17 protein-coding genes are annotated in these 21375 nt (G+C 44.6%); 2 read left to right on the top strand and 15 right to left on the bottom strand.

Features of this window, described 5'->3' with window-relative positions; all coding sequences use genetic code 11:
* Nucleotides 1-63 precede the first annotated feature (63 nt).
* From I6E86_RS03230 to I6E86_RS03175, 12 genes are all read right to left on the bottom strand, one after another.
* Entirely contained in the window at nucleotides 64-2019 is a 1956-nt protein-coding gene (locus tag I6E86_RS03230; RefSeq protein ID WP_197175252.1) for a sensor histidine kinase, read from the bottom strand.
* A gap of 203 nt (nucleotides 2020-2222) precedes the next feature.
* Nucleotides 2223-3644, bottom strand: coding sequence for a ribosome biogenesis GTPase Der (der, locus tag I6E86_RS03225; protein WP_197175250.1), 1422 nt, complete (start codon nucleotides 3642-3644; stop codon nucleotides 2223-2225).
* A 370-nt stretch (nucleotides 3645-4014) separates the two neighbouring features.
* Nucleotides 4015-5223, bottom strand: coding sequence for an outer membrane protein assembly factor BamB (gene bamB / locus I6E86_RS03220; RefSeq protein WP_197175239.1), 1209 nt, complete (start codon nucleotides 5221-5223; stop codon nucleotides 4015-4017).
* A gap of 124 nt (nucleotides 5224-5347) precedes the next feature.
* Nucleotides 5348-6142 carry a YfgM family protein gene (locus tag I6E86_RS03215; protein WP_197175237.1) on the bottom strand — a complete coding sequence of 265 codons (795 nt, stop codon included), beginning with the start codon at nucleotides 6140-6142 and terminating at the stop codon, nucleotides 5348-5350.
* A gap of 54 nt (nucleotides 6143-6196) precedes the next feature.
* Entirely contained in the window at nucleotides 6197-7498 is a 1302-nt protein-coding gene (gene hisS, locus I6E86_RS03210; protein ID WP_197175235.1) for a histidine--tRNA ligase, read from the bottom strand.
* Between the two features lie 71 nt (nucleotides 7499-7569).
* Entirely contained in the window at nucleotides 7570-8685 is a 1116-nt protein-coding gene (gene ispG / locus I6E86_RS03205; protein WP_194362838.1) for a flavodoxin-dependent (E)-4-hydroxy-3-methylbut-2-enyl-diphosphate synthase, read from the bottom strand.
* Between the two features lie 152 nt (nucleotides 8686-8837).
* Nucleotides 8838-9659 carry a helix-turn-helix domain-containing protein gene (locus I6E86_RS03200; RefSeq protein WP_227680514.1) on the bottom strand — a complete coding sequence of 274 codons (822 nt, stop codon included), beginning with the start codon at nucleotides 9657-9659 and terminating at the stop codon, nucleotides 8838-8840.
* Entirely contained in the window at nucleotides 9650-10585 is a 936-nt protein-coding gene (gene pilW, locus I6E86_RS03195; protein WP_227680513.1) for a type IV pilus biogenesis/stability protein PilW, read from the bottom strand. Before pilW ends, I6E86_RS03200 begins: the two co-directional genes overlap by 10 nt.
* A 399-nt stretch (nucleotides 10586-10984) precedes the next feature.
* Nucleotides 10985-12214, bottom strand: a complete 1230-nt coding sequence (gene rlmN / locus I6E86_RS03190; RefSeq protein ID WP_197175222.1) for a 23S rRNA (adenine(2503)-C(2))-methyltransferase RlmN — start codon at nucleotides 12212-12214, stop codon at nucleotides 10985-10987.
* 384 nt (nucleotides 12215-12598) lie between these two features.
* Nucleotides 12599-13030, bottom strand: coding sequence for a nucleoside-diphosphate kinase (gene ndk, locus I6E86_RS03185; protein ID WP_197175218.1), 432 nt, complete (start codon nucleotides 13028-13030; stop codon nucleotides 12599-12601).
* 331 nt (nucleotides 13031-13361) lie between these two features.
* Nucleotides 13362-14651 carry an adenylosuccinate synthase gene (locus I6E86_RS03180; protein ID WP_110922316.1) on the bottom strand — a complete coding sequence of 430 codons (1290 nt, stop codon included), beginning with the start codon at nucleotides 14649-14651 and terminating at the stop codon, nucleotides 13362-13364.
* 171 nt (nucleotides 14652-14822) lie between these two features.
* Nucleotides 14823-16121: an ATP phosphoribosyltransferase regulatory subunit gene (locus I6E86_RS03175; RefSeq protein ID WP_197175216.1), complete on the bottom strand. Its 1299-nt coding sequence runs from the start codon at nucleotides 16119-16121 to the stop codon at nucleotides 14823-14825.
* 486 nt (nucleotides 16122-16607) lie between these two features.
* On the opposite strand from I6E86_RS03175, the gene I6E86_RS03170 reads away from it, so the two are divergent.
* On the top strand, nucleotides 16608-16997 hold the full coding sequence (locus I6E86_RS03170; protein ID WP_194362833.1) for a DUF2237 family protein: 390 nt from the start codon (nucleotides 16608-16610) through the stop codon (nucleotides 16995-16997).
* 161 nt (nucleotides 16998-17158) lie between these two features.
* Nucleotides 17159-18313 (top strand): magnesium/cobalt transporter CorA, encoded by a 1155-nt coding sequence (corA, locus tag I6E86_RS03165; RefSeq protein WP_413786984.1) that lies wholly within the window; start codon nucleotides 17159-17161, stop codon nucleotides 18311-18313.
* 64 nt (nucleotides 18314-18377) lie between these two features.
* Here corA and I6E86_RS03160 read toward each other — a convergent pair whose 3' ends face one another.
* The 3 genes from I6E86_RS03160 to I6E86_RS03150 all read right to left on the bottom strand — a co-directional run bounded on the left by I6E86_RS03160 (nucleotide 18378) and on the right by I6E86_RS03150 (nucleotide 21374).
* On the bottom strand, nucleotides 18378-18893 hold the full coding sequence (locus I6E86_RS03160) for a phosphate-starvation-inducible protein PsiE (protein WP_197175203.1): 516 nt from the start codon (nucleotides 18891-18893) through the stop codon (nucleotides 18378-18380).
* Nucleotides 18894-18992: 99 nt separating this feature from the next.
* On the bottom strand, nucleotides 18993-19880 hold the full coding sequence (folD, locus tag I6E86_RS03155; protein WP_197175194.1) for a bifunctional methylenetetrahydrofolate dehydrogenase/methenyltetrahydrofolate cyclohydrolase FolD: 888 nt from the start codon (nucleotides 19878-19880) through the stop codon (nucleotides 18993-18995).
* A gap of 294 nt (nucleotides 19881-20174) precedes the next feature.
* Complete coding sequence (locus I6E86_RS03150; protein WP_197175185.1) at nucleotides 20175-21374, bottom strand: DegT/DnrJ/EryC1/StrS family aminotransferase; 1200 nt, start codon at nucleotides 21372-21374, stop codon at nucleotides 20175-20177.
* Nucleotide 21375 lies beyond the last annotated feature (1 nt).

Raw genomic sequence — 21375 nt, 5'->3', positions numbered from 1 at the left:
GGTATCTAACGCGTACAGACGATACAAGAACGCCTCATCTAATTAGATTTTTTGAACCAGATATTATGTCCATACCAACCAACGCTTGAGTAAATCACCCAAGGCTTTGCCTTTATAAGCAGCGCTATAGCAGTAATCAATACCAGCCGCTTTTAAGCCGTATTCAAAGCTGTCCATATAACGCACTCGATGCTGCGGATACCAATATATCAGTAAGGCACGTTTATCACTTTCGGTACGTTCATATTCGCGAACACGCTTGGCTAATAATTCTGCTTTATCTGGAAAAACATCTTCAGCAAACATCACCATCTCAATTTTGCTATTACTCATCGCATCGATGACCCGTTGAGGATTCTGATGACAGATAACAGTAGCCCCCAAAGATTCTAACTCGCTTGCCAGCGACCCTATTTCTTGATGATAAAAACAAATAATGTTCAAACCTGCCAGTAGACGCTGCTGCCTAGACTGCTGTTGGTTGGGCATAGCGATGGTCAACGTAAACTGAGTGCCTACGCCCAACATACTCTCGACCTCAATACTAGCGCCCATAAGCTGGGTCATTTGTTTGACGATAGGGAGCCCAACACCCGACCCTTCATACTGCCGAGTTTGTGATGAATCTACCTGAAAGAACGGATTGAAGATATCATCTATATGCTCACTATCAATACCGATGCCTGTATCTTTGACACTGATCTGCCAACGATTGCTCTTACTAAAATGGGTCAGTTGCGAGGTAATCGTGACGTCCCCCGCTGGCGTAAACTTAATGGCATTACTGAGTAATAGAGACAAAACTTGTTCGATTTTTCCTGAATCGCCATACAGGCTGTAGTCTATATGATGGATATTACTGACCAGTCGCAGTCCTTTTTGATTGGCAATGGGTTCAAATATCGCCAAAAGATCTGCAATCAGTTGTAGTGGATTAAACTCGTTTGTATGCAGTCTTATTTGACCTTTTTGAATTTGGTTCAGTTGGATAATATGATCCAGTGATAGCACCAGTTTGTCACTGCCATTGCTGATGATTTCAACCGCGTCTTTTTGCTCGTTGCTTAAGGTGTCATCATCTAATAACTGCAAACCACCCACAATTGCATTTAATGATGTTTTTAATTCATGAGATATCATGCTTTGAAAGTTGTGCAGCTGTACATCAAGCGACACATCCTTATTGTGCAATTGCTGCTCAAAGGCAGCAAGGGCTTCGTAGCCTTGTTTGGTGTCTTGTAGTCGATTGAATAGCACTACCAACGCTTGTTTTATTTGTACCATTTCTTGAAAGTTGAAACGCTGCGGAATAACGGGTAATTGTTCCAATTCTGGATTTTTTGTCACCGTATTACAGACAGCGACCAATGCTTCGATGTCTCTGATAGGCCAGTTAAGTTTTCTGAAGATATATAGCGCAAAGAGAACGGTCAAGGTAACGGTTATCAGCCATAACCATAGGATGCTACGAAACCAATGCATCCGTAGGATATTTACATCCATCGTAATGTTGATATAACCAATCAATGTACTGTTTTCAGTGGCGTCTGTGATTGACGCAGTCTTTTCGGTACTCTCACTTTTGTGTTCTAATAAAGCCGTCTCTAGTCGTTGATGAGAGCCTGAACGTCTAGAATCTGCGTTGCCGATATACTTACTGACCACTGGGTAGTTAAAGCTGACAGTAGCAGCAAACAATGCATTTTTCCAGTCATCGAGTAAGGGACTGACCTCATTGATAGGCTGAGCGGTTGAATAAAAAACGATACTTTGAATCGTTGGCTCGTTCTCTAACAAAATATTTACTTGTTCAGCCACCACATTTGCACCATCGACAGTCGAGGCACTGGTTGTCAATAGCGCCGCTAATTGCTGGATATGTTGCTGCTTATCTTGATAGTGATGTACCAAGCCATAAACAAAAGACAACAAGATACCTGCCAACACAGCCACAACTAAAGCTTGTACGACAGAGCGCCAAATAAGCACGGGCATGGTTTGAGACGAACGGCTGTTCATATCACTCTACTGGTTTGAGGTAATTTTCACTTATAGTACAGGTATTTTGAAGGCGTGATAAGAAAAACATTTAGGCGTTTTGCGACTGATTTTTGATTTCAGTGACAGCATAAGAATTGCAGAGTTACTTAGCCCTATTTTGGGTATGTTTTACCGTACTCAATAGCACGGTAAAACAGATTATCCATCAGTCAATTGTACAATTAACGAGGCTTTTTGTCTTTGGTCGTGAATTTCTGCGTACGGTTACGTTCACGCTGACGCAGTTGCTGTGCCTTCGCTTTGGTTGGTGTATCGCTCTTGTTGGCATATGGATTGTCATTCTGCTTGAGAATCACGTTAAGCGGTGTGCCTTCAAGCTTAAACACTTGGCGGAATTGGTTTTCTAGATAACGCTGATAGCTCTTAGGAAGCGAGCTGGTTTGGTTACCATGAATCACGATCACTGGTGGGTTGTGACCACCAATATGGGCGTAACGCAGTTTGATACGGCGACCAGCCACTGTTGGCGGTGGATTCGCTGTGACAGCATCTTGCAATATCTGAGTCAGACGATTGGTCGATACTTCAAACATTGAAGACTTATAAGCACGCAAGATAGAGGGATATAAATTACCCACGCCTGTGCCGTGTAGTGCAGAGATCAGATGTATTTTTACATAAGGTATAAAGTTAAAACGGCGATCCATTTCAATCTTAATATAGTCTCTTTGATCTTGAGTGAGACCATCCCACTTATTAATGGCAACGACTAGAGCACGGCCTGCATCCAGAGCATAACCAATCATGTGTAAATCTTGATCGACAATCCCTTCATGAGCATCAATAACAATAATAGTCACATTAGAGTCTTCAATCGCCTGCAAGGTTTTGATGACAGAGAACTTTTCTACTTTTTCATCAATCTTACCGCGGCGACGTACACCAGCGGTATCAATCAACACGTAGTCTTTGCCTTCACGTTTATAAGGAATATAAATACTGTCACGTGTCGTACCAGGCATATCGAATACTACGACTCGATCTTCACCTAACAGACGGTTGACGAGCGTCGATTTACCCACGTTTGGACGACCAATAATGGCAAGTTTCAAGCCTGCTGGCTCTACCACGTTCAGTTGCTCAGGCATGTCAGCGGTCAACACTTCAAGCAGATTGCCCACACCGCGACCATGGCTAGCAGCCATCGGGTACGGCTCGCCCAATCCTAATGCATAGAACTCTGCAGGTGCAGAGTCATGGACGCCATCGACTTTGTTGGCAACCACATAAACAGGCTTACCTAAGGTATGCAAGAATTTGCCAATCTCGGCATCTGCACCGATCATACCAGCACGGGCGTCAACCACAAATACAATGATATCTGCTTCATGAATGGCGGTATGTGATTGCTCAGACATATAATCATCAATATTACCCTGGCCATCATCGGCTTCGCCAATACCACCTGTATCTACTACAATAAAAGATTTATCTTCATAGGTAGCATCACCGTATTGACGGTCACGAGTCAATCCTGAAAGATCAGCAACCAATGCCTGCCGACTTTTTGTGAACTGATTAAATAGGGTAGATTTACCGACGTTTGGACGACCAATTAAGGCGACGACAGGCTTGATACTCATGGGTTACTCTCAGTGAAAGGCATAATGACGGACAATACAGCAACGCTTATACCAGTTGTTCAACAATAGTATAGATGCGCTATATTTGACCGAAAATTAAAAAATGATGAAACAATAGCCAGCTATTGTATAATTAAAAAACCGGCTGAATTTAGTATATATGGATAACGCCTATGGCGTATCGGTCGCATAGAGTACGCGAAAGCCTGTCGTTAAACAAGCAGTTTACACAAGGCACTAAACGCTGACTAAGCAGCGTTTGTGTCACAAAAAGCGATAAGAAGTATAAGCACTTCATAATTTTATCAAAATAACCCATCAGTGGTCATATTTTTGATTGTATTTATTTAATGTCTTACTTGCTCATTTATTAGCGTGTCAGTTGCCAGATAGCGACCTGTCCTGATGTACTCTGAGTCATCAGACGACTACCCTGTACTTGCAAGCTGGTCAATGCCCCTTTTGTCTCGATACGGCTAACGATGTTACCAGTAGCAGGGTCAAATAAGTGTATCACACCATCTAGATCGCCAACGGCAATGTAGTTGCCAATCATAACAGGGTTGGTGAGATCGCGATAAGCCAGTGCTTCGCTTTCCCATAATGTCTCGCCACTAGTACGATCATAAGCAATGACTTTACCCTCTAAGCTCGTAGCAATCACTTGCTTTGGGTTCACTGCCAAGGCGTTTAGGCTAGCCAATTCATTAACGAACATCACTTGACGCGATGCCAAATCGATTCCTAGCAACTGTCCGCTGTAGCTGATTGCAAACAGCTGGTTCTTGTCAACGATAGGCATACCATCCACATCGCTCATGCGCTCAACTTCACTGCTACCAGTACCAATACCGACACGTCTGGACCACTGCGGCAGACCATTATCAATGGTAATCGCATGCAATCGGCCATCAGCCGTTGCCAATAACGCCGTTTGGTTGTCTAGTAAAGTGGGAGCAGCACTACCGCGCACACTGATGGCAGGGAGTTGCGTCGCAAACTGCCATACCGACTGCCCTGTTTGCAGTGATAGACCATGTAAGAAACCATCATTTGCAGACAGTACCACACGGTTATTGGCGATCAGTGCAGGTGTTAATACAGAACCTGATAACTGGTGCTGCCAGCGTTTTGCACCAGTGGCACTATCAAATGCCAGTATTTTACCACTGCGAGTACTGACCACCGCCGTTTGACTGAGTGCATCCACAGCGACACCGCCAGTGATTTGCTCGTCAACATTGATAGACCATACACGCTCGCCTGTGGCATTAAACCCTGTTAGCTCGCCGCCACGCGATGCTGTCACGATTTGACCATTGGCATAACCCACTTGCAAGTTCAATGGGTCTTTTTTACTGGCTTTTTTATTGCCAACATCGGTGCTAAAAACTGGCTGTAACACGCTGATTGGCTGAGCGATTTGTACCAATTTGACCGGATCGTTAACCACTGGCTTGATACCACGGGTACACCCAATGACTGCCGTACTCATGACAGCCAGTACCGCGACATGCATAGCAGTGGTTTTAATGGTTTTCATATTGAGCATGTTGTTAGAGCGAATAGATTGAGTCATTATATGTTCTCACTACAAATAAATTATTATTAATTGATGAATGGGCCGATAGCAAATCAGTCATCATTGGGTCATAGGCAAAAAACGTTAAATGATTACCAATGCTCAATACTATTCTACTGACTTACTGAGCGCCTTCGTTAGTAGTGCTTTCTGAGCTGTCTACCACTAGTGGCTGTTCAATAGCAGCGGACTCTTGAATAAGGGCGGTTTGCTCAGCAATGGGTTCAGGAGACAGACCCAAACTTTCCATTTTCAATGCCAGCACTGCGCGCGTTTCTTGACGGCTGCTTAATAGCTTCCACGCATTGTTATAAGATTTGATAGCTGAGTCTTTATTTTCTTGTACCAGATAAATATCACCTAGTAGCTCTTGTTGACTGGCTTCAAACGAGCTTGGCATATCATTGTTAGCTTCTGCTAATGCTGCATCGGCATCGCCCGTAGCCAAAAGCGTTTTGGCATAACGTAGACGAGTAATCGCCTCTAATCCTGCATCACCCAAATCAATGGCCAAGGCTTTCTTGAATGTCTCAGTAGCAGCAGCAAAATCATCACTATCTACTTGCTGACGGGCTTTAATCATCAGTGCTTGCCAGGCATAGATTGACTCACCATGGGTACTGACCAAAGCGTCGATATCTTTGTCCAACTGGCCACGGCTTTGCTTTAAAGACGCTTGGGCTTCTGCTTCTAAATCTGGGTTTTGTGAAGCCAAATTGACCTCTTCATTCAATCGCTGAATGTCTGCATACTGATCGGCGGCAACCGTATCTACTCTGGCATGATTGTTTTGCCAATAAGTCCAACCAAAATAGGCGGCCAGTGCCACCAAAATAGCAGTAAGAATATAACTGCCATACTGTTTTAACGCTTGCATGGAGTTGTCTGCATTCGGCGAATTAGGGGTCAAAGCCATATGTGTTTACCTGATAAATTTACATTGAGGTGCGGATGCGAAAGCCTAAACCGATTATTGACCTAAAAAGTTGTCTTTATTAGACAGCCAATCTTGTGCAACCGTTTTTTGCTCACCTGTTTGCATGTCTTTAATGCTGATCGTATTATCATCAATCTCTTGCTGAGCGATGATGATGGTCAATGCAGCACCGGATTTATCCGCTTTTTTCATTTGTGCTTTTAAGCTGGTGGCGCTCGCCATTTTTACTCGCACATCGGGGCGACTATAGCGTAAACTTTGCGCGTAACCCACGCCTGCACTGTACACTTCTGGATGAGCGACAACAAACACATCACAAGCAGGTACGTCAGCAATCGGTGCCACCACTTCCATCAATAGTAATAAACGCTCAAGACCCATCGCAAAGCCAACAGCAGGCTCAGATTTTACAGACTTTTTGTCTGACTGATCGTCATTTTTGCCGATAGACTTCAATTGTCCGATCAAGCCGTCATAGCGACCACCAGCACAAACGGTCGCTTGGCTACCAAGCTTATCAGTCACCCACTCAAAAACCGTTTTATTATAATAGTCTAGACCACGTACCAAATGCGGATTGATCTCAAAAGTAATACCAAGTGCTGTTAGATAAGACTGCACCTGCTCAAAATGCGCCACGCTCTCTTCACCCAAAAATTCAGCCAGTTTTGGCGCGTCAGCCAATAGGGCCTGAGTACTTGCTTCTTTACTGTCTAAGATACGTAGCGGATTGGTGGTCAGGCGACGTTGACTGTCTTCATCTAGCTGGTCTTTTTTATCTGTCAAATACTCAACCAAGGCTTCGCGATAGGCATGGCGCTCATCCAGCTCACCCAAGCTATTTAGTTGCAGATGCATCTCATCGCTCAAGCCTAGCTCTTGCCACATTAGATGCGTCATCGCAATCAGCTCAGCATCAGCGTCTGGTAGCGCACTACCAAAGCTCTCCACGCCCAACTGATGAAACTGACGATAGCGGCCTTTTTGCGGACGCTCGTAACGAAACATAGGACCGATGTACCAGAGTTTTGGCGTATCGCCACGTAGCAAATTATGCTCGATGACTGCACGTACTGCCCCTGCTGTCCCTTCAGGACGTAATGCCAATGGCGTTGGTGGATCTGATTTGTCAGTAAAGCTATACATCTCTTTTTCGACGATATCAGTGGCACCGCCAATCGCTCGTGCAAACAAATCCGTCTGTTCAACGATAGGCAAACGAATATGCTCATAACCGTATCTGCCCAGCACATCAGCCAATATTGCTTCTAGATGCAGCCATTTTGCTGATTGGTTAGGCAAAATATCATTGAACCCTTTAATAGCTTTGATCATGGTACGGTTATGTCCTTAAAATTTAACAGATATTTTTATCTTTATTGTCTATATATGAGTGATTGTTTAGCTTACCTAACGCGAATAATTTCATTCTCACGCTTTTTAGCCAAGTCTTCTGCATGGGCGCGTACCATACTTTCTATCTCGTCGACCAAATTATCGGTATCGATCAGGTGGCTTTTTTGGCCCATACGGTATACCAATGAACGCGGAGCCGCACCAACGATACCGATATCTGCCTCTTTTGCCTCTCCTGGGCCATTTACCTTGCAACCAATCACGGACAGATTCATCGGTTCACGAATGTCTTCTAAACGTGACTCTAATGCTGTCATGACTCTGATGACATCAAACTCTTGACGTGAGCAGCTTGGGCAAGCAATGAAGTTTACGCCATTAGAGCGAATATTCAGCGATTTTAAAATATCAAAACCAATCTTAATCTCTTCTTCAGGCTCTGCTGCCAGTGAGATACGAATGGTATCGCCAATGCCATCAAGCAAAAGCCCACCAAGGGCAATGGCAGATTTGACCGCGCCTGTACGGTATACACCCGCTTCGGTCACACCCAAATGTAATGGGTTGTCAATTTGCGCAGAGATCAGACGATACGCATCCAATGTCAAAAATACATTACTGGCTTTAACAGATACTTTGTACTGATCAAAATTGAGACGTTCTAAAATGTCAATGTGACGCATCGCTGATTCAAGCATTGCTTCGCCAGTCGGCTCGGTATACTTACGCTGAATGTCTTTTTCTAGAGAGCCTGCGTTGACGCCAATACGAATAGGAATGTTGTGGTATTTGGCACAGGCGACGACTTCACGTACTTTGGCATCACTACCGATGTTACCAGGGTTGATGCGCAGACAGTCGGCACCGGCTTCGGCAACGGCCAATGCAATCTTATGATCGAAATGTACATCTGCAATCAAAGGCACGCTGACCAGCTTTCGAATTTCGCCAAATGCTTTGACCGTATCCATCGTCGGTGTAGAGACCCGCATCAGATCAGCACCAGCTTCAACGCAGCGCTCAATCTGAGCCACTGTCGCTGCCACATCGCAAGTATCTGTGTTGGTCATACTTTGAACACTGATTGGCGCATCACCACCAACCGCGACATCACCGACATAGATTTTTTTGGTCAAACGACGATTAATAGGCGATGGCATTGACATACATAAATCCTTCAAACAAAAATAAAAAAACGCAGGGTAATGCACGAAAATCAGTGTATCAACAGTGTATCAATAGGGTCGCTGTACTAAAAACCACATAGGTTGGCGACTGAAAATTGCCATTAAGGCTGGCAACTCACGTCAGACCAAAATTATGGCGTCAGCTCAAAGGTCGCTTGTTTATCGGTTGCATAAGTCTCTAGAGCGACTGCTTTCTGATTGAGCATCAAACTGACATTGTCGATATTGTCAATTTGCACATTGAACGGCGGCGTCCCTGATAAATCATAATCACCAGCGGTCTGAGCACCACTTATCAAACTGTTACCAGACGCATCAGTGATACTAACCACTGCATCGGCTGTCAGCTTCATATTCAAAAACGCAGTACCAGCATCTCCTAGGTTCAATGCAGAGCCAGAGGCACCAACGCCATTGGTATCGTTATCGATATTAATGGCCGCCCCTTGAGCTTGCTCGATAGCGGATATGTCCTCAACCGTAGACACTGGCTCCGCGTTGTTCTCTTGACTGGCATTACTCACCATACGGAATAAAAATACGGCCAAGATGATAAGCCCAACAACCCCTAAAATCAGTAGCGGGTTAAAACGAATGCGATTGTGCGTGTCACGCTGCAAGGTACCCATCGGACGCAGTGGCGTATTGGTATTATTAATCGATTTAGCCTTGAGCTCTTTGGGATAAGCGGTATCAAAACTGCTAGCGATTTTTGCAGAATCAAGACCCAAGTATTTGGCATAGTTAATCGCAAAACCGCGAGCAAAGGCAGCTTGCGGCAACTCAGTAAAGTTTTCGGTCTCTAAGGCTTCTAGATGACGCTTGAGGATAAACAGCTCGGCTGCTACCTCCTCTAAGCTCACTTTCTTATGTTTACGGGCTTGCTGCAACACGGCACCAAATGATCCCTGAGCGTTAGATTGAGTATTCGATGATGGGGTGGTCATTTCCATGGTGCCTCTGGATTATTCAGCCAAGTCTTAAGTTGTTTCGCTTCATCACTGAGTGGATAAGCGGATAAAAGGTTGTGTGCCAATTGCTGGCGTGTTGTTATGTTGTTTTGTGCTGCAGCAAGCTTGATACCTTGTAACAGCAAACGCGGGCTTATACCCTGCCCTTGCACCAGCATCAACGTCTCATCATATAGACGTTGGGCTTGCGGCACACGCTGCTGCTCTAGCAACAAATCGACCAATTCGATATGGGCGATAATGCTACTGCGATTGCCATCGAGTGCCCGCAAAAATGCTTTGGCAGCGGCGCTATTATCCTTTAACTGAAGATAAGTACGCCCTAGATTCTCCAGCGCACCGATACGGCCTTCGTAGCCTAGCGATGCCCCTGCAATCTCGAACTGCTCTGCCGCCTCACGATAGCGTTTTGTCTGCGATAAATAAACACCATAATTATTGTGTGCTTGCACAAACTCTTTATCAAGCGCGATGGCTTTTTTAAAGTACTCATCCGCTTTTGCAAGATTGATGCGACTGCCTTCTTGTTGCAGCAAAACACCCATCATATCATAGGCTGGCGCGTAACGGCTATCCGCAGCAAAGGCTTTTTCGAGCTGACGCTGTGCCGTATCAAGCTCATTTTTGCGGATATATTGAGCTGCAAGTGACGTACGCACACGAGCAATTTCTTGCTGATCCAAGTTGCGATCATCACTGGGCCGTGTCGATGTCTGATAAGGCGTGCTGCTAGTCAAATCATTAGACGTTGTGGTTTGACAGCCGCTCATCAGCAGTCCAGAAATTGTGGCCACTAAGATGACCTGCTTTGACATCATGGCTCGGTCAGTCGATGCATCTGCTCGCTTTTGACGATTAAAAAATGTTTTTTGATATTTGAACTGACAAGAATTTTTAGAAGTCATCATAGCCGCCATCATAAAACTGTTGGTTCAATGCGTTCGATCCTCGAGGCATCAGTTTAATAGATTTAATCCCTATAAGTACAATTTAGTTGTGACTAATTGCGCTCTTATTCCACCTTGACCGTTATTGCTACATTTTCATTACCGTTGCGACAGATAAAAGACAGCTTAGCTTCTAGGTGTGTCATCAATTAAATAGTGAGGCTTAAAATGAGAAAAATGCTAGATAAACAAGAAAGAAATTGCCATTAATATGAACATATTGGCAAAATTTCTGACGATGTTTAGCAAAATTTAGCCACTTTAAGGCCATCAATTTTAAGGCCACTAAATATATTCATGTGCCAATTGATGACATGCCTTAAAACAATCAAATACTAAATTTTTCCGTTTAAGACCCTATTAGACGTTTTCACGATCTTTGATGCTTTGCTGCCATGCTGCTGAGCGTCTGGTACGGTCAGCAACTTGACCTACAAGCTGACCACAAGCCGCATCAATATCATCACCACGGGTTTGACGAATGGTACAAACAAAACCTGCTTCACTTAGTATATTGCTAAACGCGTGAATACGATTGTTGCTTGATTTGTCATAGTTTGCATGTGGGAACGGGTTGAACGGAATAAGATTAATCTTACTCGGTAGCCCTTCCAATAACGCAACTAACTGGTGAGCATGCTCATTGCTGTCATTGACACCATCAAGCATCACATACTCAATCGTGACATGTTTTTTGTGACGCGGATTGACGTCAAATACATAGTTTTTTGCCGCAGCGATCAGCTCTTCTAGCGGATACTTCTTGTTAATTGGCACCAGCTCATTACGCAGCTCGTCATTAGGCGCATGTAACGAAATGGCCAATGCCACATCGATATCTTGCGCGAGCTGATACATTTTTGGCACAACGCCTGAAGTTGATAAAGTGACGCGACGTTTTGATAAGCCGTAAGCATGATCGCTGAGCATCAGCTCCATTGAGCCAACCACAGGCTTATAATTCAATAGCGGTTCGCCCATACCCATCATCACGACGTTGGTGACGTTGTTTTCCCATATGCTATGATCGACATTTTCTAAGCTGTCATTTTCGTCAGTCATATAAGACGCATTGGCCACCCACAGCTGACCGATGATCTCAGCAGCAGTTAAGTCACGCTCAAACCCTTGCTTGCCCGTACTACAAAAGCTACAGTCCAGCGCACAGCCCACTTGCGAAGACACACATAATGTCTTACGGCCATTCAATTTGCTGTCATCTGCAGGAATAAGAACGGTCTCAACCAATGAGCCACCCGTGACTTCAAACACCCATTTACGCGTGCCATCATCACTATATTGACGATGAATCACTTTTGGCGGCACCACACAAGCATTGAGTGATAATTTATCACGTAATGACTTGCTCAAATTGGTCATTTGCTCAAAATCCGTCACGCCTTGCTGATATATCCACCTCACCACCTGCGTCGAGCGAAAAGGCTTTTCGCCAATGCTCTTAAAATACTCTGCAAGTTGGGCTTGCGTCATGCCAAGTAGATTGGTCTTTGCGTGCGCTTCGTCTACCAGCTTAATGCTATCAGTAAGTTTGGCAGGTACGTGTTGAGTAGGAGCTTGAACAGTGGACATAATAGGTAACCTTTTTGCATGAGCTTAAGTGAGCAATGCAATTATTGATATGAGCTTTGCCGTACATAGGTATGGCATGAATGCATGAGCAATCCTTTGTGAGCGTATATTTTTGGACAACCAGTTTTACCAAATGACTGGTGAAATCCAGTAAAATAATGCTGACAAAGGATTGATAACACTGACTAATATAAGATAATGAGGCAAATCTTGACCGATTTCAATTCAGCTTGCTCTATTATAGTCGAAGTTGGAGATATAGTCGAAGCTGCACATGAGCAATTAATTAAAACGGCCTATACCCATAAGATATAAGCCGTCTTGCAAAACCAATTATTAACAATCAATATGCTAAATATTAGCTGACATTAATAATCGCTGCTATTAGCGCGTGCGTGCACATACTTCATCATCGCTGAAGAAATAGCTGATTTCACGTGCTGCAGAATCTGCAGAATCTGAACCATGTACTGCGTTTTCATCGATGCTGCTAGCGAAGTCTGCACGGATAGTGCCTTCAGCAGCGTCTTTAGGGTTAGTAGCACCCATGATTTCGCGATGCTGAGCGATAGCGTTTTCGCCTTCTAGTACTGATACTAGTACTGGACCTGACATCATAAAAGATTTTAGGTCGTTGTAAAATGGACGTTCAGCGTGCTCAGCGTAGAAACCGCCTGCTTTTTCATCATCAAGTTGCATCATTTTAGCAGCAACAATTTTTAGACCCGCTTGCTCAAAACGGCTGTAGATAGCACCGATGTGGTTGCCAGCAACTGCGTCAGGTTTGATGATAGATAAAGTACGTTCGTTAGCCATGAAAAGCTCCTAATAAATGATAAATTCGGTAAAAAATAAAAGAGTTAATGCTTTGTTTTATCGTTAGCCACAATGTTGACTTGGGCGGACTTGACTAACTTATTGTTGGTCAAATCTAAAACCTGAGCGCCAACATAGGATTGCTGCCTATTATAATGATTAAGATCATAAATGATAGGGCTAATTTATGACCATACCTTGCATAAAAGTAAATTTATTATGCATTAATGGTTGATAATGCTATGAATTCTGAAAAAAGTGAAAACCCCAGTGCTCAGCACTGGGGTTTTTTATTAATACTAAAACTATCTAATCAAGTTTGTAGTACAAATTATGCGTCGTATGGGTCACGTAATACGATAGTCTCTTCGCGATCAGGACCAGTTGAGATAATGTCAACTGGGCAACCAATCAATGCTTCGATACGTTTGATGTATTTTTTAGCATTCTCTGGTAGGTCGTCATAGTTGGTTACACCAACGGTTGACTCACTCCAGCCTTGCATGGTTTCGTACTTAGGCGTAACTGACTCATAGAATTCAGCATCATGTGCGCCTGCACACTCAGTCTCAGGTAGGTTGTAACCCACACCGATTAGCAGCTCTTCAAGACCATCTAATACGTCAAGCTTAGTCAAGCAAATACCTGACATAGAGTTCAGTACCACAGCGCGGCGTAATGCTTCAGCATCGAACCAGCCACAGCGACGCGCACGACCAGTGGTCGCACCAAACTCATGACCAACTTTGGCCAAATGAGCACCAACATCATCGAACAATTCAGTTGGGAACGGGCCACTACCAACACGCGTGGTGTAAGCTTTGGTGATACCCAGTACGTAATCTAAATATAATGGACCAATACCAGTACCAGTAGACACGCCACCAGCGGTTACACTTGAGCTGGTCACAAACGGATAAGTACCATGATCGATATCAAGTAGCGTACCTTGAGCACCTTCAAACATTAGGTTTTCGCCAGCAAGACGCAATTGATTTAGGTCTTCAGTTACATCAGTAACCATCCCTTTAATCTCTTCTTTCCACTCTTTACAAAGCTTAAGCGTCTCATCAAAATCAATCGCTTCAACTTTATAATACTGAGTCAGTTGGAAGTTATGATATTCGATTAGGTTACGTAGTTTTTCTTCTAAGTCTTCACGGAATAAATCAGCAAGCTTAATGGCACGGCGTGCGACTTTATCTTCATACGCAGGACCGATACCACGACCTGTTGTACCGATTTTGCCAGAACCACGTTTGGCTTCGCGAGCTTGGTCAAGCGCTACGTGATATGGCATGATTAGTGGGCAATTCGGTGAAATGCGCAGACGCTCACGTACAGGTACGTTGTTGTCTTCTAACTCTTTCATCTCTTTTAACAATGCGTCAGGGGCTAATACGACGCCGTTACCGATGAAGCACGTCACGCCTTCACGCAAGATACCTGATGGGATTAAATGCAGGACGGTGGTTTTGCCATCGACAACTAACGTGTGACCAGCGTTATGGCCGCCTTGAAAGCGCGCGACTGCTGAGGCTTTTTCGGTTAGTAAATCAACGATTTTACCTTTACCTTCATCGCCCCATTGGCTACCCAAAACTACGACATTCTTACCCATGATCAATCCTTACCTTTATGTATTGAGGTGTGTGCAATAACCATTAAAAAACCAATATGACTCTGTCGCAGATACCTGTACTTATACCCATGTATCTAACGACTCGTTTAGCGTTTTAACAGCTTATAGTGAATAACTGGTACTTAGTGATTGTGCTTAATAAATTGGTCATTAAACCGCTTGCAGATGCCATTGGCTATTGTCAGCCATGCTCAAACGATGCGTCATGCCAACGGGACAATCTGCGATATCTAATGGCATGGTGACGCGGTAACCCTGCTGACGTAGACTTTCAACTTGTTGTAATAGTGTCTGCATCTCATCTGTATTTGCATTAGTCAAAGTGGCAAAATCAACCAAGACAACGGTAGGTGCAGCTAACTGTGTATGAGCCAGCAATCGGCTGACATCCATACTAAAGCCGGTCGCCTCGCGCAATGCCTGCGTCTGGCTTTGCATACCATCGAAACGACCGCCACGCACGAGTGGCTGCGTTTCGCTATTGATATAACCATTGAACACGATGCCCGTGTGATAATGATAGCCTGATAGCTCGGTCACATCGATACTGACAGGGCACTGCCACTGCTTTTGTAGATGTGATTTTAGGCGTTGTAGCTCATCCACAGCCGTTGCGATCTCGCTGTCTTTTTGCGCAGTGTCTGACAGTTTTGCCAACAGATTGGCAATATCGTGACCGAAACGTGCCAGCACGTAAAAATCATCGCCCATCGATAGCGTGCGACAAACACTTTTGAGCTCTGGCAGGTTTTTATTGGCATATAAGTACATCAATTGCTCAGTATCACTGTCTGATAATTCAGCCAATTCAGCCAAGCGCTTAAATATCGCTACGTGACCCAAGTCGATATGGAGCGCGGCACTCATATTAAGTTTATTGACCATCGTAAACAGCACATCTATCAGTTCGATATCTGCGGCAAGTGAGGCACAACCAAATATTTCAGCACCTAACTGTAGTGGCGTACGTGAGCCGAACAGACCTGATGGTAAGGTATGTATCACATCACCAACATAGCAATAACGCGCAATACCGGTACCGCCGTGATGCGCATCTATACGCAAAATTTGCGGGGTAATATCAGCGCGTACACCCATCAAGCGACCAGTCAGCTGATCAATAATCTTAAAGGTTTGACGCTTAAGATCTTCTGATGCATCGCTTAGCAAAGATTCGGTGAATTCAATCATCGGCGGACAAACCAGCTGATAACCATGCGTGATAAGCTGCTCAATCAATTGATGCCTCAGCACTTCTTGCTTATGAGCATCTTCAAACAACACATCAACCACACCGTCTGGCAGCAGCCAACTATTGGCCACATCGCTGGCAAAGGTACTTAAGAATGGCTTGTGATTGGAAACAGCACTGTTTTCAGCAGACTGAGTCACTGTTTCGTTGGTAGCATTTGGCTGGGCAGGTTTTGCAGAATCAGAACTAACAGACACAATAAATCCTTGTTTGGCGTATCGCTTACCAAAAACGCGGTACTGATGCGGTACTTAAAAGGTGGTTTGCCGAGTATTGACGTTGTGTTTTTATATTTAACGCGCAACATCATTGACCCAATTATTTATAAACAAACCAGGTAACCGCAAAAGGGTGAATAATAAGTATAATTTAGAATGATAAGACGAGTATCTTTATGCGCTAAAAAACAGCGACAAATAATCAAGGCACTTTATGCTTTAGTTTAGCATAGCACTCAAGGTTCGCCTAGTGACAATTAGGCACAATCGCTATCTAATTACTGTCCAACTGCAGGTTAGGGTCGTAGCGGACGCAGCCGTTATCGTTGATGTATTTGGCTTAATATTGGGCGCATAGACAAGAGGTTTATTTTTTGTTAACCATCAGATAATGAGCATGATTACGGCAGCATCATCGGTACAGACTCATGATACACTAACACATATTTTTATCTCGGAAGCCTTATGTCATCTGATTACCACCCAAACCCTGCCATCAACCAAACCAATGTCTTAGGCACGGCGCTTGCCAGCTGTTGCTTCGATCCTATTACTGGCTATTATCGTAATGGGTTTTGTCATACAGGCAACCATGATGTCGGTCAGCATACCGTCTGTGCCAAGATGACCAGCGAGTTTTTAAACTTCTCTGCCAGTCGCGGTAATGACCTTATAACGCCACTGCCTGAATACAACTTTGCGGGTCTAAAACCTGGTGACTACTGGTGTATCTGTGCACTGCGCTGGGTTGAGGCGTTAGATTTTGATATTGCCCCGCAAATTAAGCTAGAAGCTTGTCATGAGAGCCTACTGGCATTGGTAGATATCGAGACGCTAAAAAGCTATGCACTCTAAAACCGACTTACTGTGGGTAAAGTGAGCACACGCTAAAACAGTAGCCATGCTCACGGTAAACTTCGATTATTGACGTTTTTGATTATATGACAGGAGAGTGTATGGAAAACGATAATAATCAATTGATTAAGAAGACGGCTCGCATTGCACCTGATTCCAATATGGATCATATATATGCCCATATGAACGACCAGCATCTTTATCTAGACAGCGATGACAGTTATATTTATGGTGATGTCGCTGCGACAAGTGAGGATACCATTGAGACCATGACGGTCTATGACCCCGACTCTGAGCGCTATGAAGATATTGACCTATCGAGCGCAGATGAAGTCGTCAACTGCTACGCTTACTCACGTAAGACGGGTGAAAACCTTTATAAAGTGGCACTCAATGATGTCAGTCGTGCGCTGAATAATAGTGGTCAATTTATTTGGCTCGGTCTTTATGACCCCAGTCTAGAAACCATGGTGAAGGTCAAAGAAGCGTTTGATCTACATGAACTGGCGATTGAGGATGCTTTCGCAGATCATCAACGTGCCAAAGTTGAGAACTACGACAATGATATGGTCTTTGTGGTGCTGCGTACAGCCAAGTTAGAGGACAACGTCATTCGCTACGGCACGACCGCGATATTCATGGGCAAAAACTACCTGATTACCATCCGTAATGGGCCATCAAATTCTTATGCACCTGTGCGTGAACATTGTCATCGTCGCCCCGAAAAGCTGCGCATGGGCCCTATCTTCGTGCTACACGCCATACTCGATTTTATCGTCGATAACTATATGCCGATCACCGACCGACTGGGTCGATACTTGCGTGAGCAAGAACGCTATGTCTTTACCTACGAGTTTGATAAAAGCACCTTAAAAAACCTCTATGAGCTCAAGTCTCAGCTGGTACATATGCGTGCTATTATCCTGCCTGTCCAAGACATTTGTAGCTTTTTTATCAATCATAAAAAAAGCGAGATTGTCTCTGGATTCTCTCAGGCCGCCAAGCCCTACTTCCGTGATGTCAATGACCATCTTTTGCACTCGTTAGATGCCATCAATGGTCTCAATGAAATGCTGAGCGTGGTTATGAATACTTATATGGCCATGGTCAATATGGGACAGAATGAGGTCGTGCGTAAGCTGGCAGCATGGGCAGGTATCTTAGCCGTACCGACGGCCATTGCTGGCATCTATGGCATGAACTTTGATTTTATGCCTGAGCTGCATTGGAAGTATGCTTACCTTGTCATCATGGTCGTTATCATCGCACTATGTAGTTACTTATACTATAACTTTAAGCGGCTAAAGTGGCTGTAATGAAAAATATCGGATAAAAAAAGGGCTACCAGTGGTAGCCCTTTTTTGTGTTGATCATCATATATCACTCACGGCGATGCTTGGTATGGCTATCAGGCGCTTGCGCATTATCAGGCAACAATGCATTCACTATTAGGTTTGCATGCTGTTTATCGAGATTATCCTCTGGACGGCCAAAAGTTTTCGCTGTCCATGTCAGTATCACGATAGCGCCACTCAACAGCATAATCGCCACAGAAATCGTCGCTAGCAGCCACAAATGAAAATAATCTGAGACGGCCTGTACATCGACCACCAAATGCCGCGACAACGCCGTTATCGCAATGAATATCAAAAACTGTACGGGCAGACGATGGGTTTTAAAGTAAATCCCTATCATCGCTAGCAGTTCAAGATAAATAAATAACATCAAGATATCTTTTAAGTCCGCTGAGCCTTTTTGGACGATCTCAATAAACTCCTTGCCTGCCGTCCACACCACCACACTGATTAAAAACAAGATAACGTAATGACAGATATCGACGAACTCTCTGCCAATACCCTGTAATCGCTCATGAATACCTACGTTTTTTTTAGCCATGTTTAGGTCCTATCAACTGAAATGTGGTTGATTTAGCCTGAGTTATTCTTTCCTCAGGCCCCTTATATATCGGCAATCAGTATTCCTATTACTCGCTTGTTAGCTGGCGTTTAAACCTGCTGATTTTTCAGCCGCATCGACCGTCTGGCGGATAAGCGTATTGATGGTCATTGGGCCGACACCGCCCGGCACTGGCGTATAAGCACTGGCGATATTCTCCACGCCTTGTAGCTCGATATCACCCACGCCGCCATCATCGGTAGGATGGAACCCTGCATCGATGACAACTGCGCCCGCTTTGATCCACTCCGCTTTAATCAATTCTGGCACACCGACTGCACCAACCACGATATCAGCACGCTTGATATGCGATGCCAAATCTTGCGTTCTAGAATGACAAATGGTCACGGTACAGTTGGCATTTAATAGCATCATCGCCATCGGTTTACCTAAGATGGCGCTACGACCTACGACGACTGCTTCTTTACCTGAGAGCTCAATATTGTGATGCTCTAGCAAATGCATGATGCCCTGCGGCGTACACGAGCCATAGGCTGACTGCTGCATACCCATGCGACCAAAACCAAGGCAAGTCACGCCATCCACGTCTTTTGCCAAATCGATCTGCTCAAAACATGCACGTTCATCGATATGCGCAGGGACAGGATGCTGTAGCAAAATGCCATGTACATCTGGATTATTATTCAGCTCCTCTATCTTTGCCATGAGCTGTTCAGTGGTGGTCTCAGTTGGCATTTCAACCCGTATAGAATCCATACCAACACGCTTACAGGCATTGCCTTTCATACGCACATAAGTCGCAGAAGCGGGATCTGCACCAACCAATATGGTCGCCAAGCTCGGCGTACGTCCTGTCTTTTCTTTAATAGCATTTACGCGCGTGCGCAGTTGCTCTTCTATTTGTTTGGCAAGTGCTTTGCCGTCTAAAATGGTGGCAGACTCTTGGGTAGTAGACGCAATAGACATAGGAACTCCAATAGAGGATATGACAAAAAAATAAAGACAGCGCCGCAATTGCTTGCATGCCTGTCTTATCCTTAATCAAGGTATGATTGATAGTGATATTGTACCTGCCTGCGTCTAAAAATCCTAGCATGGCATAAGGTTAGATACTCATAAATTTCTATAAAGACTATATTAAGCAGTGTCGCATTATGATTAATAAAACGCTAATAATCTTTAATTAACAACTCAATAAACCATAAAACTGATATCAGACTGACGTTTATGTACGGAACATCAATGCGTATCAACAATTCCTCATCTAGCGATTGAGCCAAATACGCTATCGATAGCCTCTACTGTCTGCGCAATCTCAGCAGTGGTGAGCGTTGGATGAACTAAAAACATCACACTGGTCTCTCCCAACTGCTTGGCCACTGGCAAGCTTGCCTTTGGACGTAACCCTGTATCATCAAACGCTTTTTCTAAGTACACTTCTGAAGCTGTACCAGAAAAACACGGTACACCTAACGCATTAATCTCTTGAATGAGTCGATCACGCGACCAATCCTCAGGCAGGTTGTCTGCATTCACGTACACGTACAGCTTATAGTACGCATGTTTAGAGTCTGAAAACTGCGGTGTGTCTTCTAACTTGGGCACGATCAGATAGCCATTCTCTGCCCACTTGGCACAGGTCTCTAATATCGTGTGGGCGTTAGCAGTACGTTTGGCTGTCCAATCACTCATTCGCTCAAGTTGAATACGTCCTATGACAGACTGCATCTCAGTCATGCGCCAGTTGGTGCCAAAGCTCTCATGTAACCAGCGATAGCCGGGCGCATGCTCTGTCTCATACACGGCTGCATAGCTCTTGCCATGGTCTTTGTACGCCCACATCTTGCGCCATAGCTGCTCGTCATTGGTCGTGACCATACCGCCCTCACCGCCTGTGGTCATAATCTTATCTTGGCAAAAGCTCCATGCGCCAATATGACCAATACTGCCCACGCTACGGCCTTTGTATCGCGCCCCATGTGCCTGCGCGCAGTCTTCTATCACATACAAGTCATGCTCATTAGCCAAGGCCATAATGCTGTCCATATCACACGGCCAGCCTGCCAAGTGCACACAGATAATGGCACGGGTGTTTTTCGTCAGTACGGCACTGATAGAGTCAGCGGTGATGTTGCCTGTGGCTTCATCGACATCAGCAAATACAGGTGTTGCTCCAGCATTAATCACACAAGAGATACTGGCGATAAAGGTGCGCGGCGTGATAACCACTTCATCACCCGCTTTGATATCGAGCGCTTGCAATGCCAAGTCTAACGCTAGCGTGCCGTTACCCACGGCGATGGCGTAGTTGCTGTCTGCCCAATTAGCAAACTCTGTCTCAAACTCACGACTCTCGGTCCCTGTCCAATAGTTTACTTTATTAGATAAGAGGACTTTGCTAACGGCATCGGCTTCTTGCTGAGTAAAACTTGGCCACGGGGAAAAAGGAGTGTTTAACATA

Source organism: Psychrobacter sp. SWN149 (genome assembly GCF_015864565.1).
GTDB lineage: Bacteria > Pseudomonadota > Gammaproteobacteria > Pseudomonadales > Moraxellaceae > Psychrobacter.
The sequence above is the reverse complement of the archived record's forward strand: the minus strand, read 5'-3'. Positions and strand labels throughout refer to the sequence as shown.

Bases quoted from the DNA above. Each gene is read 5' to 3' on its own strand.
- I6E86_RS03230 (WP_197175252.1), bottom strand. From the start codon at position 2,019: ATGAACAGCCGTTCGTCTCAAACCATGCCCGTGCTTATTTGGCGCTCT.
- der (WP_197175250.1), bottom strand. From the start codon at position 3,644: ATGAGTATCAAGCCTGTCGTCGCCTTAATTGGTCGTCCAAACGTCGGT.
- bamB (WP_197175239.1), bottom strand. From the start codon at position 5,223: ATGACTCAATCTATTCGCTCTAACAACATGCTCAATATGAAAACCATT.
- I6E86_RS03215 (WP_197175237.1), bottom strand. From the start codon at position 6,142: ATGGCTTTGACCCCTAATTCGCCGAATGCAGACAACTCCATGCAAGCG.
- hisS (WP_197175235.1), bottom strand. From the start codon at position 7,498: ATGATCAAAGCTATTAAAGGGTTCAATGATATTTTGCCTAACCAATCA.
- ispG (WP_194362838.1), bottom strand. From the start codon at position 8,685: ATGTCAATGCCATCGCCTATTAATCGTCGTTTGACCAAAAAAATCTAT.
- I6E86_RS03200 (WP_227680514.1), bottom strand. From the start codon at position 9,659: ATGGAAATGACCACCCCATCATCGAATACTCAATCTAACGCTCAGGGA.
- pilW (WP_227680513.1), bottom strand. From the start codon at position 10,585: ATGATGACTTCTAAAAATTCTTGTCAGTTCAAATATCAAAAAACATTT.
- rlmN (WP_197175222.1), bottom strand. From the start codon at position 12,214: ATGTCCACTGTTCAAGCTCCTACTCAACACGTACCTGCCAAACTTACT.
- ndk (WP_197175218.1), bottom strand. From the start codon at position 13,030: ATGGCTAACGAACGTACTTTATCTATCATCAAACCTGACGCAGTTGCT.
- I6E86_RS03180 (WP_110922316.1), bottom strand. From the start codon at position 14,651: ATGGGTAAGAATGTCGTAGTTTTGGGTAGCCAATGGGGCGATGAAGGT.
- I6E86_RS03170 (WP_194362833.1), top strand. From the start codon at position 16,608: ATGTCATCTGATTACCACCCAAACCCTGCCATCAACCAAACCAATGTC.
- corA (WP_413786984.1), top strand. From the start codon at position 17,159: ATGGATCATATATATGCCCATATGAACGACCAGCATCTTTATCTAGAC.
- I6E86_RS03160 (WP_197175203.1), bottom strand. From the start codon at position 18,893: ATGGCTAAAAAAAACGTAGGTATTCATGAGCGATTACAGGGTATTGGC.
- folD (WP_197175194.1), bottom strand. From the start codon at position 19,880: ATGTCTATTGCGTCTACTACCCAAGAGTCTGCCACCATTTTAGACGGC.
- I6E86_RS03150 (WP_197175185.1), bottom strand. From the start codon at position 21,374: ATGTTAAACACTCCTTTTTCCCCGTGGCCAAGTTTTACTCAGCAAGAA.